The following is a 15,730-nucleotide window of genomic DNA, read 5'->3' on the forward strand; positions in this document are numbered from 1 at the left end:
CTCGGGTGTGTCATGGGTGGTGTCGGCCTGCCCAGCCGTGTTGGATGCCGTTGCCGTCTTCCCAACTGAAGGCGTTGTCATAGAGGGTCGGCCCGATCGGTTCGTCCCGGTGTTGGGGGCGTGTTGGTGGTGGGTTCCAGTGTTCTTCCCGGGCGAGATCCCAGGGGTTTCTGGGGCGTTCGGTGAGGGAGTTCAGTAACCAGTCCACGGCCCGTCGAGCGTGGTCTTCGGGCATTCCGCGGTGGGCTCGTAGCAGTTCTTTGATGGCTTTGTTCGGCCCGCCCTCCAACGGAGAGGTCGTGCGGTCGACCTTCACCCCAGTTCCCGGTGCCAGGGCGGGGTTGAGCCAGGTGAAGAGGTTGTGGTGGCGGATCAGGGTCCGGTAGAACCCGCGGGCTCGGCGTAGGCGTTGATGGGTGTACCACCAGGCCCGGTTCTCGTTCACCCCGGTAGGGCGTAGTACTCCTTTGCCCGGGCGGGAGCGTTGTTTCAAGAACGTCTCCCACTTCGCTTCCCAGGTGGCGTAGGCGCCCATCCAGACCGCGGCTTGGTCCAGGTCGGCCACTGACATCAGCGCCCGGGTCAGACGCATCAGTTCTTGGCCGGCTCCCAGGCGTGGTGAGAGGCTCAGGTGCCGGCGGATAGCGGTGTAGATGTGGAAGTAGCAGCGCTGAACCGCGGTGTGGGGCCAGACCTGGCGCAGGGCCGCGTGCAGGCCGGTGCCACCGTCGATGATGGCCACGACCGGGGCCGGGATCCGGTTCAACAGCGCCACCCAGGCGGCTTTTTTCTCGTGGTCACACCATTGCCAGTCCACCACGTGGGTGCCGGTGTAGGCGATGAGCACGCACCAGCCGTTGAAGTAGGTGCCATCGAGGATGATCTGGTGGTGGATCACCCCGGTCGGCTCCGGGCGCGGGACAGGTACTCGCCAGCACCAGGCGGTGGCTCTCCTGAAGGTGCGGGCGCTACCGCTGAAATCGCCGCTCTTCGCTCCGTGCACAAGCCAGGCGTGAAACCAGTCCAGTTGGGCTCGTCGGGTGAGCTGTTCGCGGTGGATGGTGGTTGAGGCCCCGCACTGCCGGCATCGCCATCGGGTCCGACCAACGCTGGTCTTCCCGTTCTTCACCAACGGTTGAGCGCATACACCACAAGAGGGTCTGTTTCGTGGAAGGGGCACCAGACATGCTCCCAGAGCATGTCAAAGCCCCTAGAACGGTGCTATCGCAGGCAAGCAAGCCCCCGCCATACACACATTTTGGCCTATAACCCGCCTGGCGCTAATACCACCCATGAAAACGACGTCGCCCGCGCACCTGAGGTGCGCGGGCGACGTCGTTAATGTGGCGGCCTACTCAGACCGTCTTCGATCCATCAGCGGACCGAGCTCGAGCCTCCGGACGAGTGGCCTTCAGGACCGTTGCCGTCTGCGGCCTTACCGGTGGGCTGCACCGTGGCGGTGGGGGCTGCGGATTCCACATCCTCCTGGTCGAGATCCGGGGACGGGGTCTTGACCTCGCCCGTGGATTCGAACTCGCTCTGCTGGCCGTGCACGGTATCCACCATCTTGCGGAACTTTGCACGGGAGTCGATGAGCTCTTCCTTGTGCTTCTCCGAGATCTTGGGGAACTGCTGGGTGAGTTCCGCGATCTTGGTGGAGATGCGGTTGCGTTCCTCGGCGGGGGCATCCTTGGGCAGAGCCAGGTACTTCTCCGAGAGGTCCTGGGTCTTCTGGATGATCCGCAGGGCACGGCCCTTGGGGCTGAACAGGGATGCCAAGACGGTGATGACGAGGATCGAGATGATCACGGTCAGGGAGGTACCAATGCCGATCTCGGCAACCGGAACATGCTGACCATCGTTGATGAACGACAAGGTGTTCTCGTGCAGAGCGTGCAGCATCAGCTTGATACCAATGAACAGCAGGATGAGCGAGAGACCCCACGACAGGTAGATCAGGCGATCCAGCAGACCATCAATCAGGAAGTACAGCTGGCGCAGACCCATGAGCGAGAACGCCGTGGCCGTAAAGACGATGTACGGCTCCTGGGTCAGGCCGAAGATCGCGGGGATGGAGTCAAGCGCAAAGAGGATGTCCGTACCGCCGATGGCCACCATGACCAACAGCATGGGGGTCATGACCTTCTTGCCGTTCTCAATGGTGAACAGTTTGTCGCGATCGTAGTAGTCGGTGGTCGGCAGGAGCTTCTTGGCCAAACGGACCACGAAGTTGTCGGCCTCGTCCGATTCCGAATCCGTGACTTCGCCCTTGATGAGCTTGCCGGCGGTATAAATCAGGATCAGACCGAACAGGTAGAACACCCACGAGAAGGCGTTGATCGCGGCGGCACCAATGAAGATGAACACCGTACGGGCGATCAGTGCGAACACGATACCGAACAGCAAGACCTTCTGCTGATCAGCACGCGGCACCTTGAAGGACGCAATGATGATCAAGAAGACGAACAGGTTGTCGACCGAGAGCGCCTTCTCGGTGATGTAACCGCCGTAGTACTCCGCCGTGAGCTGCGGGCCGTCCATCCATAGGATGACCAGGCCGAAGAGCAGGGCAATACCCACGTACACGGCCGACCAAATCGCGGCCTCTTTGATGGTGGGCTCGTGCGGTTTCCGCACGTGGAAGAAGAAGTCGTAGGCCAGCAGGCCCAAAATCAATGCAAGGGTGATGCCCCATTGCAGACCGGTAATTTCCATGTGTCAGCACTTTCCGTTGAGAGATCCGGATGATTACCGTGGGTCTCTCCACCGATCGGTGCTCGGTCGACTCACCTGCGAAAGTGGTCTTGGCACCATGAGTGATCGGTTGCTGCGCCCGGAGTGACAACTTTGCCGCTCGTGCTGACGTTCACAGCTCTTAGGGATACTCCCCCACGTTTGATGGTTCGACCTAGTTTACACAGACGGTGCACAGGTCAGGCGTGACCGGCATCTTTCATGCGGCGCAGTTCCTTCTTGAGATCCGACAATTCGTCCCGCAGCCGGGCGGCAAGTTCGAACTGCAGCTCGGCGGCAGCGTTACGCATTTGTTCGCTCAGTTGCTCGATGAGCTCCACGAGATCCTCCGCGGGAGCCGCCTGCACGCCATCTCGCAACAGCTTCGATTCGGCCTTGGACGCGGCTTCGCGCTGAGACTCGGACGCGCTCTTCTTCTTGCCGCCCTTGACGGGGGCGGTGTGATCGTTGGCGGCCGCTCGCTGAGCCAGGAGCGTGCGTGTGTCCTCGTCCTCGCGGGCCAATTGATCAGTGATGTCCGCAATGCGCTTACGCAGTGGTTGCGGGTCGATCCCGTGTTCCTTGTTGTAGGCCACTTGAATCTCACGCCGGCGATTAGTTTCCTCAATGGCTGTTTCCATGGAATCCGTGATCCGGTCCGCGTACATGTGCACTTCACCGGAGACGTTACGTGCGGCACGGCCGATCGTCTGGATCAGTGACGTGGTGGAGCGCAGGAAGCCTTCCTTGTCAGCGTCGAGAATGGCCACGAGCGAGACCTCCGGCAGGTCCAGACCCTCACGCAGCAGGTTGATACCCACCAGAACGTCGAAGGTGCCCATGCGCAGGTCCCGCAGCAGTTCCACGCGCTTGAGCGTGTCCACATCCGAGTGCAAGTACTGAACCCGGATCCCGTGTTCCATCAAGTACTCCGTGAGATCTTCGGCCATGCGCTTGGTGAGCGTGGTGACCAGCACACGCTCGTTGCGTTCCACGCGCAGTTCGATCTGCTCCAGAAGGTCATCGATCTGCCCCTTGGTCGGCTTGACCACAACCTGGGGGTCCACGAGCCCGGTAGGACGAATGATTTGTTCGACCACGGAATCCACCTTGGCCATCTCGTACTTGCCGGGCGTGGCGGACATGTACATGGTCTGGCCGATGCGTTCCAGGAACTCGTCGAACTTCAGCGGCCGGTTGTCCATGGCGGACGGCAAACGGAACCCGTGTTCCACCAGAGTGCGCTTACGGGACATGTCGCCCTCGTACATGCCACCGATCTGCGGCACCGTCACGTGGGACTCGTCAATGATGAGCATGAAGTCATCCGGGAAGTAGTCGAGGAGACAGTGGGGCGCGGAACCGCGGGGACGACCATCAATGTGCAGAGAGTAGTTCTCGATGCCGTTGCAGTAGCCCATCTGCTCCATCATTTCGAGGTCATAGGTGGTGCGCATGCGCAACCGCTGGGCCTCGACGAGCTTGTTCTGGGATTCCAGTTCTTGGAGCCGGTTCTGCAGTTCGTTCTGGATGGTTTCCACGGCCCGCGCCATCCGTTCCGCACCCGCCACGTAGTGGGACGCCGGGAAGACGTACATTTCCTGTTCTTCGTTGACGATCTCCCCCGTCAACGGATGCAGCGTGTAGATCGATTCGATCTCGTCCCCGAAGAATTCGATCCGGATCGCCAGCTCTTCGTACATGGGGATGATTTCCACGGTGTCACCGCGCACGCGGAACGTGCCACGGTGGAAATCGACGTCGTTACGGGCGTACTGCATGTTCACGAATTGACGCAGCAGGTCGTCACGGTCCATCTCCTGCCCCACGGCCAGGGTGACCATCTGCTTGACGTACTCCTCCGGAGTACCCAGGCCGTAGATGCAGGACACGGTGGACACCACCACGGTGTCCCGGCGGGTCAGGAGCGAATTGGTGGCCGAGTGCCGCAGTCGCTCGACCTCCTCGTTGATGGAGGAGTCCTTCTCGATGAAGGTGTCCGTCTGCGGAACGTACGCCTCGGGCTGGTAGTAGTCGTAGTACGAGACGAAGTACTCGACGGCGTTATTGGGCAGCAGGTCGCGCAACTCGTTGGCCAGCTGTGCGGCCAGCGTCTTGTTCTGCACGAGAAGCAGTGTGGGTCGCTGGACCGCCTCGATCAGCCACGCAGCGGTGGCCGACTTACCGGTACCCGTGGCGCCCATCAAGACGACGTCTTTTTCGCCACCCTGGATACGCTGGGTCAGTTCCGCAATGGCCTTGGGCTGATCGCCCGCGGGCTGGAACTCGGAGACCACCTCAAAGGGGGCGACGACGCGATTGATTTTCTGAGCCAGCGACATGCCCCCAGAATACGCGCCACCTCCGACACGCTAACTGCCCTGCAACCGCCACCATTCATCGACCTGGCGGACGAGGTCCTGGACCGTGCCGGAATTGTCGAACACGGTGGTTGCAGCGGCCCGCCGTTGCTCGTCCGTGGCCTGCGCAGCGATTCGCCGCCGGGCGTCGTCGGCAGCCATCCCCCGGTCGGTGACCATTCGACGCACTCGCTCCTCGACCGGCGCCTCGACCACCAGAACCTGGTCCATGTCCGCATGCTGGCCGGTCTCCACGAGCAGCGGCATGTCGTAGACGATCACCGACCCGGGCGCGGCGGCCTCGATCAAACGTGCCGTTTCTTCGCGGACCATGGGGTGAATGATGCCGTTGAGGGCATCAAGTTGAACTTGATCGTTGAACACGATGTTGGCGAGTTCTTGCCGGAGAAGCTCACCCGTGGTCAGATCGATCACCGCATCGCCAAAGTGTTCGCGAATGGCACTGTGACCCCGTTCCCCTGGTTGTTGGAGGTTGCGGGCGATGGCATCCGCGTCGATCACCACGGCACCCAGCTCGCCGAGGCGCCGCGAGACGGTGGACTTACCGGAGGCTATTCCACCGGTCAGACCCACCGTCATGACGGAACGATCCCCGGCCTTGATATTGCGATCACTCACGTGCGGCATCCTTTTCCCCGACGATTTCCGGAACGGCCGGCACCACGTACTCATCCCAGATCCGCTGGACCTGGGCGCGGAGGTACTCGTTGTCGCCGTCGTTAACCACGACCTCGTCCGCGATCTCGCGGCGCTCGTCGTCGCTGCTCGAATCGTCGACGCGCTCCCAGGCTTCTTCGCGAGTCATGCCCGTTTCCTGGACCATGCGCTGCACGCGGATGTCGGCGGGAGCCTCGACGGCAATAACCACGTCGAACCGTTCCGATTGACCGGATTCCACCAGGTCGCGGACATCCTGGACGAGCACGGTGTCCGGGCCCGCGCGGCGGCCTCGGTGGCGGGACTCTTCCCGCACCAGCGGCAGCACGAGCTCGTTGATTCGGGTCCGTGCCGCTTGGTTGTTCGACTTCAGATCGATCAAGGCGTCCATGTCGATGGAACCGTCCGGTGCGGTGACCGAGTCACCGAACATCCGCACGATCTCATCGTGAGCTTCGGTGCCCGGTCGCAGGACATGAGCCCAGATCTCGTCGTTGTCGACCACCGTGGCACCAAGGTCCGCGAAGGCCTGGGCGACCGTGGTCTTGCCCGCCGAGAACCCACCGATGAGTGCCATCTGCAGGACCGGCTGACCTTCCTTCTCGCGCTGCCAGTGCCACGTCCGGGGCTGGTGGGTATTGTGCTCCGGCTCCGTTCCCACCTCGTACTCGGGACGCATGACGAAATCGTCCACGGCGGTGGAACCTTCCTGTGCCCGACGGTGGTACTCCTCTACCGGCAACACCTGCTTCCACTGGCGCGTCCGAATGGGCTTTGCCGTTCCCGCATCTTCACGGATCGCTTGAAACAACATGATGGCTTGCAACAGGGACATCAGCATGACGGGTGCACCGATCACGATGATCACTTCCTGCAGTGCCGCAAGCCCGCCCTCACCCGAGGTCGTGATGATGGCAGCACACACGGCACCGACGGACAGCGCCCAGAAGACGCGCTGCCGCTTAGGACCCTGGTCCTCGTAACCCGATGCCATGGAATCCATGACCAGGGCGCCCGAATCGATGGAGGTGATGAAGAAGATGGTGATGACGACCAGTGCAAGGACTGCAGTGGCTTCGAACAAGGGGAAGTTCTGCAGCAACTGGAACAGGGCCGCTTCCACGTTGCCCTCTTCCACGATCGTTTCGGTCATGGAGCGTTCCGTGCCTTCGGCGCGATCGATCTGGAAGGCGCTCAAGCCGTAGATGGCCATCCAGATCACCACGAACACGGACGGCACGCCCAGTACGCCGACCACGAACTGGCGAATCGTGCGGCCGCGGGAGATCTTGGCCACGAACATGCCGACGAACGGCGCCCAGGTCACCGTCCATGCCCAGTAGAAGACCGTCCAGTCACCCGACCATTCGCCATTGCCGAACGTGTCGTTGAAGAACGCCAGTGTGGGCAGTGCATTGAGGTAGCTACCGGCGGACTCGACCATTCCGCGCATCAGCGACATGCTCGCGCCGGCCATCAAGATGAAGACGAGGAGCGCCACAGCCGCCACGATGTTGAGGTAGGACAGCCGCTTCACGCCCTTGTCCATACCGGCCAGCACGGACATGAGACCTACCGCGGTGACCACCGCGATGATGGCCGCCTGGATCCACCCGGCCATGGGGATGCCGTACACGTAGTTCATGCCGCTGTTGATCTGCATGGCACCCAGACCCACGGACACACCCAGGCCGAACACCGTGGCCACGATCGCCATGATGTCGATGGCCTTGCCGATCGGGCCGTGGATACCGTCGCCCAGAAGGGGTTGGAAAGCGGAGGACACCCGCGGGGGTAGCTTCCGCTTGTACGTGAAATAGCCGAACGCCAACCCGGGGACAATGAAAATGCCCCACATGTGCAACCCGAAGTGGAAGTTGGAAATGTTCAACGCTTCCACGGCAGCCTGGTCCGAGAACGGTTCAGTCCCGTACATCGGCGGATTGGCGTAATGGTTCATGGGCTCCGCGACACCCCAGAACATGAGGACTGCGCCCAAGCCGGCCGCGAACAGCATGCCGAACCAGGCGATGCCCGAGTACTCGGGTTCGGAATCGTCGTCGCCGATTTTCAAGCGCCCGTAACGGCTGAGCGCCAGGCCGATCGCGAAGATCACCATGATCGTCACGCTGAAGGTGAAGAACCAGCCGACCTGGTATCTCAAGGCACTGGACACGGTGCCGAAGAACCCCTGCACCTGCGACGGAAACAGTCCCATCGCGGCGGTGAAGAGGACAATCACACAGGCGGAGATGAAGAAGATGGAGGGGGTTGTTCTCAGGCCTAGTCGATCATGCAAGCGATTGAGCATGTTCCATTGCTTCCGGTTTGACGGAGCCGGCGCCGTGAGTCAGCTCACGACCGGTCGATAACGGTCCACCACTGTACCGACCGGTCACGAACTTGCAGATATTGGCGCACCTTCAGCGGAGACCGTTACTTCTTCGTAACGTTCTTGTGGCCCCGGCCAAAACCAATCGAAAGGTCAGCCGAGTCCTTCACGTACGCCCGGGCGGAACGCGATGAACAGCCAGATTCCGTTGACCACCACCAAGGCGATTCCGGGAAGCCCCAGGAGCAAGTTCCCCGGTGCCACTACCGCGGACAAGGCCGCATGGATGAGACCGACGGTTGCGAAGACCGCACCCGCGTACCAGCCTTCGCGCAGTCGCTTGCGCAGCGGAATGTACACAGCCAGGTACATTCCGACCAGCAGAATCAAACCGACCACGGCCCCGACCCAGTACGCGCTCTCGGGTGGTGCGCCGAACGGTGCGTCCTCGAACGCTCGATGGGTAATCTGGCCGGTGACAATGTTGGTCAGGATGGTCGTGAGGTACAAGACGCCGGAGACGATGGTCAGCGTCAGCAGTGTCCTCACGTGTTTGTCGACCTCGGGGTCGATCTGTCTGTTGCGTGCCGATGAACCCTGGGATTCCGCACGCCGTATAGTCTCACTCATGGTCGGTACCGCTTTCTCCGGTGCTCTTGCACGACATATTCCTCCCCGAGACGCCGTGATACAAGACACACGAGAAAGCTTCTCAGTGGTAACCTTGTGCGGCTGGTCCGGCATCCGCCTCTGACCGCGCCCTAGACTGAAGCCCATGCCCATTGATCCGAACGTCTCTTACACGGTGCTGCGCGCGCATTCCGCGCACGCCCACGAGATCGAGATCAAGAAATCCCGCTTCCTGGCGCTCTTGAAACGGGTCGATTCGGAAGCTGCCGCACGCGATTTCATTGCCGAGGTCAAGGCCCAGCATCGCGACGCCCGCCACCACTGTTCGGCGTTCCTCGTCGGCCCATCTCGCGAGACGGGCCGCACGTCCGACGACGGCGAACCGTCCGGTACAGCGGGCATGCCCATGATGCAGTCGTTGAGCGCCTACAAGTCCCCCACGCAGCGTGAGGAGGGACTCGAGGGCGATCTCTCGGATGTCTGCGCCGTAGTGGTGCGCTGGTTCGGCGGGGTCAAACTCGGCGCCGGCGGGCTGGTCCGGGCCTATTCCGGCGCGGTTGCCGAGGCCCTCGAGACCGCGCCCCTCAAGACCCGCATGCGCTCCCGTTCGCTGTCCGTGCCGCTTGCCCACTCGGACGCCGGACGCATCGAGGACGATGTGCGCACGGCCGGGTTCACGGTGCTGCCCACCCGTTACGAAGCCCACGCCGCCGTCCTCACCATCGCGGTCCCTGATCGTGAAATCGACGTCCAGAATGCCCTGGACACCGTGACCTCGCTGACTTCCGGTCAGTACACACCGGAACTCGGCGATATCGACTGGTACGACGTCCCTCTGCTCTAGCACCCTCCCCAGGGTGGCCCTCTCCCCGGATGCTGGGCACCCGCAAGAATCCTGATCCGTAAATCTCCCGAACGTTACCCGGGCATGACAGAACCCCGCACGGAATCCGTGCGGGGTTCTGTGATTCAGAGGTCCGAACCACCGGGGCGGTTCAGCTCATCCGTGAATCAGTTGCCGGTCAGCTTCTCGCGCAGAGCAGCCAGTGCTTCGTCAGAAGCCAGGGTGCCCGCGTCCTCGGCCGGAGCCTCGGAAGAGTAGCTGGTCGGAGCGGCGGGGCCGCTGTTGCTGCTGGAGCTGGAGTTCGAGGAGGAAACTGCAGCTTCCTGATCCTCGGTCAGGTGCTTCTGCACCTGCTCCTTGTGAGCTTCCCATCGAGCCTGAGCGTCGGCGTACTGCTGCTCCCACGCTGCGCGCTGCTCCTCGTAGCCTTCGATCCACTCGTTGGTCTCGGGATCGAAGCCCTCAGGGTACTTGTAGTTGCCCTGATCGTCGTACTCGGCAGCCATGCCGTACTGAGCGGGATCGAACTCGGTGGACTCGGGATCCACGCCCTCGTTGGCCTGCTTCAGGGACAGCGAGATGCGGCGACGGTCCAGGTCGATGTCGATGACCTTGACGAACAGTTCCTCGTTCACGGAGACGACCTGCTCGGCCATGTCCACGTGACGCTGTGCCAGCTCGGAGATGTGCACCAGGCCCTCGATGCCGTCTTCGACGCGCACGAACGCACCGAAGGGAACCAGCTTGGTGACCTTGCCCGGCACAACCTGACCCAGGGCGTGGGTGCGTGCGAACAACTGCCAGGGATCTTCCTGGGTTGCCTTGAGGGACAGCGAAACACGCTCGCGGTCCATGTCCACGTCGAGAACCTCGACGGTGACTTCCTGGCCAACCTCGACGACCTCGGAGGGGTGGTCGATGTGCTTCCAGGACAGCTCGGACACGTGCACCAGGCCGTCGACGCCACCGAGGTCCACGAAGGCACCGAAGTTGACGATGGAGGACACGGTGCCGGTGCGAACCTGGCCCTTCTGCAGCTGCTGCAGGAAGTTGGCGCGAACCTCGGACTGGGTCTGCTCGAGCCATGCACGGCGGGACAGAACCACGTTGTTGCGGTTCTTGTCCAGCTCGATGATCTTGGCTTCGAGCTGCTGGCCGATGTAGGGAGCCAGGTCGCGGACGCGACGCATCTCGACCAAGGAGGCGGGCAGGAAGCCACGCAGACCGATGTCCAGGATGAGGCCACCCTTGACGACCTCGATGACGGTACCGGTGACGACGCCGTCGTCTTCCTTGACCTTCTCGATATCGCCCCAGGCGCGCTCGTACTGAGCGCGCTTCTTGGACAGGATCAGGCGACCTTCTTTGTCCTCTTTGGTGAGAACCAGAGCCTCGACCTCATCACCCACGGCAACAACATCGTCAGGGTTGATGTCGTGCTTGATGGACAGCTCGCGAGAGGGGATTACGCCTTCGGTCTTGTAGCCGATGTCCAAGAGGACCTCGTCGCGGTCGACCTTGACGACGGTGCCTTCCACGAGGTCGCCGTCGTTGAAGTACTTAATGGTTGCGTCGACAGCGGCGAGGAAATCCTCTTCGTTTCCGATATCGTTGACGGCAACCTGCGGGGTGGTGGTGGTCATGTAGTAGGGACTCCGATGGATTAGTTTGAATGGTCTGTGTTCACCACTCGCACCTTGTAAGGCGCGTAGGGCAGTGAACGAAACGTGCTTTGGGCGCGCGAATGAATACGCACTGCACCAGTCTAGGCATCAAGGGCGGGCGGTTCAAGCTCCTTAGAAGGGCGAGATGCAATAAGGGTGCTCGGACGTGGACATCAGCGACTGCAAATCATCCAGCGCGTCCAGGTCACGCACCTTGATCAACCCCGCGTAGTACAGCGTGGAGGCCTTGACGGCTCCCAAGTAGAGCGATCCCAGGGCATCGATGTTCATGGCGACATCTGCACCGTCCGGCAACTCGACGCGAGGCATGGACTTGCCCGCGGCGTCGTCGTCGGTTCGGGGCCGGTCCCCCACGCGCTCGACGACCGTCTGCTGGCCGGTCGTGTCGATCGTGTAGAGGCCGTCGGCGAAACCTAGTGAATCCACGAGCGAGACCGTGACCTTGCGGTGCGAACGATAAGGGCGCGCGGACAGCGCAGCGACCGGGTCAAGAATGCGCAACCACAGACGCTCGTAGCGCTTGCGCACCTCGTAGTCCGCCATATCGACCATGCCCCACATCAGCGGGTCTTCCATCTGGGCGTTGGGGTGTCGAACCTCAGTGACCAGGTCCAGACCACACAGGTACTCCCACAGGGCGATGCGAACCTGCGCGCTCGGCGAAACGAGATCAACGACCTCCAACGTTCCCTTGAAGCCGCTGCCGCGAACGAACTTGTAGCTGACGTAGCCGTCCGCTCGATCATTCTCGTCATAGTGGACCGCGGTGCGGACTTCGGGGTCGGTCTTGCCTGTGTGCCAATCGAACTGGCCGCTCACGTAATCCCACCATTTGCTGGTGCGCTTCAACGATCCGGGGGTGAGCTCATGGAAGTCTTCGAAGATCTGAGGTGCCAGCTGCGCCACGGCCTTGTTGTCGGCCATTTCCACGCGTCCCACGGACGGCACCTTGAGCTTGAGCCCGGACTCGGCAGCCACCGCAACCGACGTGTTGAACGTGCCTGCACCGAATCCGAACCGACCGTAAATGGTTGCTTCGGAGGCCGTCAGCGCGGCAATGGCCAAGCCCGCTTCGTGGGCCTCGGTGAGATCAGCGGTCATCATGCGGCGCAGGATCCCGCGGCGCGCATGAGTGGGACGCACCGTGACTTCGGAGACCAACCACGCGGGAATCTGGGTCTGGGCACCCAGGGTGAGACTCGAATTCCACGAGCAGTACGTGGCCACGGGCCGTTCATCACTCAGGGCCGCGGGCGGCACCGGGTCCTGGCTGTAGACGGCACGCAGTCGAACGCCTTCACCGTGCAACCACGCGAGATCCTTTTCCAACGACTCCTTGGAGGGTTCCGGTCCGTGGAAGCCCTGGCTGACCGCGCGCAACCATTCGACCGCTTCCGCGTTCTCGTCGATTCCACCGGGTCCCGCGCCGAAGCACTTCACCTCGTAGGAGTTGCCCTTGGCGCTGTACTGCTCGGACCGGGGCTCATTGGCCGGATGCGTGGTCATGCGTGCGTGTCTCCTGGGTGTCGTCGAATAATTCTTAGTGCGCGGCCTGTTGCCACGTGCGGCCCGTGCCCACGTTGACGTCCAGCGGAACCGTCAGCTCGGCGGCGTTGGCCATTTCTTCGCGCAGGATCTTCTCCACAGCTTCGACCTCGCCGGGGGCCACTTCCACGATCAGTTCGTCATGGACCTGCAGTAGGACGCGCGATCGCAGGTCCTGCTCACCGAGTGCGCGGTCCACCCCGATCATCGCTTTCTTGATGATGTCCGCCGCGGATCCCTGGATGGGCGCGTTCAGCGCCGCGCGCTCCGCGGACTGGCGGGCCAATCGGTTGTCGCTCGTGAGGTCCGGGAGGTAGCGGCGTCGACCCTCGATCGTTTCCGTGTAACCCTTCTCGCGAGCCTCGTCCACGACCCCTCGCAGGAAGTCCCGCACGCCACCGAATCGCTCGAAGTATTCGCTCATCATGGTCCGGGCTTCGTCCACCGGAATGTTCAGCTGCTGCGACAGGCCGTAGGAGCTCAGCCCATAGACCAGGCCGTAGCTCATGGCCTTCACCTTCGAGCGCATCTGGGCGGTGACCTCTTCGGGCGCCACGTTGAACACGCGCGAGCCCACGAAACGGTGCAGGTCCTCCCCCGCCCGGAACGCCTCGATGAGCGCTTCGTCCCCGGACAGGTGCGCCATGATGCGCATTTCGATCTGCGAATAGTCCGCGGTCATGAGGGTCTCGAAAGGACCTTCTTCGTCCGAGCCGACCACGAACACGTTGCGGATCCGCTGGCCTTGTTCCGTGCGCACCGGAATGTTCTGCAGGTTGGGGTCGGTCGAAGACAGGCGTCCCGTGGCCGCAACCGTCTGCATGTAGGTCGTGTGGATCCGGCCGTCGTCGGCGATCGCCTTGCGCAGGCCCTCCACGATTTGCTTGAGCTTGGAGTACTCGCGCCAGTTCATGAGCGCCACCAGGAAACGGGATCCCGGGGTTTCCGGATCCACCCGGCCCAGCAGATCCGCGACTGCGGCGGCGTCCGTGGTGTAACCGGTCTTGGTCTTCTTGGTCTTGGGCAGCCCCAGTTCCTCGAACATCACGGTCTGCAACTGTTTCGGTGAACCCAGATTGACCGTGTCTTCGATCTGCTCCTGCGCCATCTCCTTGTTCTGGTCGATGGGCTGCTGCAAGTCCTTGTACAGCTGATCGATCCCCGGCTTGTCGATCGCGACACCCACGTTCTCCATGCGCGCCAGGATCACCGCGAGCGGCATTTCCAGATCGAGCAGCAGCGGCAGTTGTCCGTCGGCCTCCAGCAGGGCACGCAAGTGGTGACTCAACTGAGCGCATGCCGCGCCCAGGCTGGCCTCGCGGTTCAGGACGTCGTCCGGGATGGCGTCCAGGCCCTTGTCCTCGCCCAGGTCCAGTTCCGTTTGGGCAGCTTTTCCCTTGGCCGACGACGCCGCCGCATCACCGACCTCGGGCACCTCCAGTTCCAGGTGCTGGGCCAGTTGCGCCTCCAGGTCGTAGCTGCGCAGCGCGGGGCGCACGAGATAACCGGACAGCTGAACGTCGTCGTACACGCCGTCCAGGGTGACGCCGCGGTCCACGAGACCGTGGAACAGATCCTTGAGGCCGTCCACGATCTTGAGCTGCCGGTCGTCCTCGAGCCACTGATCCACGGCGTTGGCCAGATCCTGGTCCGCAGCGACCAGGTCCACCACGGCTGCAGTGTTCGCGGTGAAGACGAGGGCCGTGACTTCCCCGCCCGACGTCGCCTTGGGATCCGGCAGCAGGCGCCGCACCACGGCGGGTGATTCGGTGTCTTTGTCCTCGTCGAGCCACTCCTGCCACTGCTCCGCCGACGTCACGCGGCGGACCGTGCTCACCACGGGGGCATCGGAACTGGGGCCGCCGTCGCCGGCGTCACTGAAGGCGTCGAGAAGTCGGCCGCGCAGTCCGGAACCGAACTCGAGCTCGTCGAAGACCTCGTCCACCTTGTCGGTGTCCGGAACGGGAAGTTCTGCCTTACCGAACTCGATGTCGAGATCGAGATCGGTTTCCAACCGGTTGAGCTTGCGATTGCGGCGCACCAAGTCCAAGTTCTCGCGCAACGCCTCACCCTTCTTACCGGTGATTTTGTCCGCGTGTTCGAGCACGGACTCCACGGTGCCGTAAGAGGTGATCCACTTGGCCGCGAAGCCCGGCCCCACGCCGGGAACGCCGGGCAGATTGTCCGCTTGCTCACCCGTGAGCGCGGCGAGGTCGGGGTAGTTCTGGGGTGCCACCTTGTACTTCTCGTACACCGCCTGGGCATCCATGCGCCGCAGATCGGACGGGGTGCGACCCGGGTACACGATGTTCACGTGGTCATTGACCATCTGGAATGCGTCACGGTCTCCGGAAAAGACGAGGACCTCGAAATCCTCAGCGGCGCCGCGCGTGGCCAAGGTGGCCAGAACGTCGTCGGCCTCGTAGCCCTCAAGCGTAACGACCGGAACCCCGAGCGCCTTGAGGATGCGTTCGATGTTGGGGACCTGGCCGTGGAACTCCTCTGGAGTCTCATCACGGCCGCCCTTGTAGTCGCCGTACTCCTGGGAGCGCAGCGTGGGGCCCTCGAGGTCGAACGAAACGATGAGGTGGGTCGGCTGATAGTCCCGGATCAGCTTGACCATGGTGTTCACAAAGCCGTAGACACCCTCGGTGTGCACGCCCTCGGACGTCACAAAGGCAGGGCCGTTCCCGTACTCGGCGGCACGTGAGAGCGCGAAGAACGCGCGGAAAGCCAGCGAGTGGCCGTCGATCAGCAGGAGGCGCTGCTCCGGACGGCTGACCGTCGCGGGCAGCGTGATCTCTTGGGGGGAATCGGTTTTCTCCCCGATCACCACCACGGGATCGGCGGAGGTTTCCTGGCTTGCGTTGGTCTGGGCGTCGCTCGTCTCACTCACGCGTCCATCCTAGGCGCTCATCCTCAG

At 62.5% G+C, this 15,730-nt stretch carries 10 protein-coding genes; 1 reads left to right on the forward strand and 9 read right to left on the reverse strand.

Annotated features, from left to right (window positions below; all coding sequences use genetic code 11):
• Positions 1–10 precede the first annotated feature (10 nt).
• The 6 genes from CKW39_RS10770 to CKW39_RS10795 all read right to left on the reverse strand — a co-directional run bounded on the left by CKW39_RS10770 (position 11) and on the right by CKW39_RS10795 (position 8,733).
• Complete coding sequence (locus CKW39_RS10770) at positions 11–1,180, reverse strand: IS1249 family transposase (protein ID WP_095798133.1); 1,170 nt, start codon at positions 1,178–1,180, stop codon at positions 11–13.
• Positions 1,181–1,374: 194 nt separating this feature from the next.
• Positions 1,375–2,715 (reverse strand): TerC family protein, encoded by a 1,341-nt coding sequence (locus CKW39_RS10775; RefSeq protein WP_193554283.1) that lies wholly within the window; start codon positions 2,713–2,715, stop codon positions 1,375–1,377.
• Positions 2,716–2,933: 218 nt separating this feature from the next.
• Positions 2,934–5,075 (reverse strand): excinuclease ABC subunit UvrB, encoded by a 2,142-nt coding sequence (uvrB, locus tag CKW39_RS10780; RefSeq protein ID WP_095798134.1) that lies wholly within the window; start codon positions 5,073–5,075, stop codon positions 2,934–2,936.
• A 30-nt stretch (positions 5,076–5,105) separates the two neighbouring features.
• Positions 5,106–5,693, reverse strand: coding sequence for a dephospho-CoA kinase (coaE, locus tag CKW39_RS10785; protein ID WP_238662992.1), 588 nt, complete (start codon positions 5,691–5,693; stop codon positions 5,106–5,108).
• Between the two features lie 31 nt (positions 5,694–5,724).
• Entirely contained in the window at positions 5,725–8,082 is a 2,358-nt protein-coding gene (coaE, locus tag CKW39_RS10790; protein WP_095798136.1) for a dephospho-CoA kinase, read from the reverse strand.
• A gap of 174 nt (positions 8,083–8,256) precedes the next feature.
• Positions 8,257–8,733, reverse strand: coding sequence for a hypothetical protein (locus CKW39_RS10795; RefSeq protein ID WP_095798137.1), 477 nt, complete (start codon positions 8,731–8,733; stop codon positions 8,257–8,259).
• Positions 8,734–8,878: 145 nt separating this feature from the next.
• Between CKW39_RS10795 and CKW39_RS10800 the strand changes: the two genes are divergently transcribed.
• The gene (locus CKW39_RS10800; RefSeq protein WP_095798138.1) at positions 8,879–9,577 is read left to right on the forward strand and encodes a YigZ family protein; all 699 of its coding nucleotides are present in this window, start codon (positions 8,879–8,881) and stop codon (positions 9,575–9,577) included.
• Positions 9,578–9,744: 167 nt separating this feature from the next.
• Here CKW39_RS10800 and rpsA read toward each other — a convergent pair whose 3' ends face one another.
• The 3 genes from rpsA to polA all read right to left on the reverse strand — a co-directional run bounded on the left by rpsA (position 9,745) and on the right by polA (position 15,703).
• Entirely contained in the window at positions 9,745–11,220 is a 1,476-nt protein-coding gene (rpsA, locus tag CKW39_RS10805; RefSeq protein ID WP_095798139.1) for a 30S ribosomal protein S1, read from the reverse strand.
• A gap of 153 nt (positions 11,221–11,373) precedes the next feature.
• Positions 11,374–12,768 (reverse strand): GNAT family N-acetyltransferase, encoded by a 1,395-nt coding sequence (locus tag CKW39_RS10810; RefSeq protein WP_095798140.1) that lies wholly within the window; start codon positions 12,766–12,768, stop codon positions 11,374–11,376.
• Positions 12,769–12,802: 34 nt separating this feature from the next.
• On the reverse strand, positions 12,803–15,703 hold the full coding sequence (gene polA / locus CKW39_RS10815; RefSeq protein WP_254049379.1) for a DNA polymerase I: 2,901 nt from the start codon (positions 15,701–15,703) through the stop codon (positions 12,803–12,805).
• Positions 15,704–15,730 lie beyond the last annotated feature (27 nt).

This window comes from Kocuria sp. WRN011 (genome assembly GCF_002295155.1).
Lineage (GTDB): Bacteria > Actinomycetota > Actinomycetes > Actinomycetales > Micrococcaceae > Kocuria > Kocuria carniphila.

Coding starts and splice junctions, on each gene's coding strand:
- CKW39_RS10775 (WP_193554283.1), bottom strand. CDS start 2,715: ATGGAAATTACCGGTCTGCAATGGGGCATCACCCTTGCATTGATTTTG.
- CKW39_RS10810 (WP_095798140.1), bottom strand. CDS start 12,768: ATGACCACGCATCCGGCCAATGAGCCCCGGTCCGAGCAGTACAGCGCC.
- rpsA (WP_095798139.1), bottom strand. CDS start 11,220: ATGACCACCACCACCCCGCAGGTTGCCGTCAACGATATCGGAAACGAA.
- CKW39_RS10800 (WP_095798138.1), top strand. CDS start 8,879: ATGCCCATTGATCCGAACGTCTCTTACACGGTGCTGCGCGCGCATTCC.
- coaE (WP_095798136.1), bottom strand. CDS start 8,082: ATGCTCAATCGCTTGCATGATCGACTAGGCCTGAGAACAACCCCCTCC.
- coaE (WP_238662992.1), bottom strand. CDS start 5,693: ATGACGGTGGGTCTGACCGGTGGAATAGCCTCCGGTAAGTCCACCGTC.
- uvrB (WP_095798134.1), bottom strand. CDS start 5,075: ATGTCGCTGGCTCAGAAAATCAATCGCGTCGTCGCCCCCTTTGAGGTG.
- CKW39_RS10795 (WP_095798137.1), bottom strand. CDS start 8,733: ATGAGTGAGACTATACGGCGTGCGGAATCCCAGGGTTCATCGGCACGC.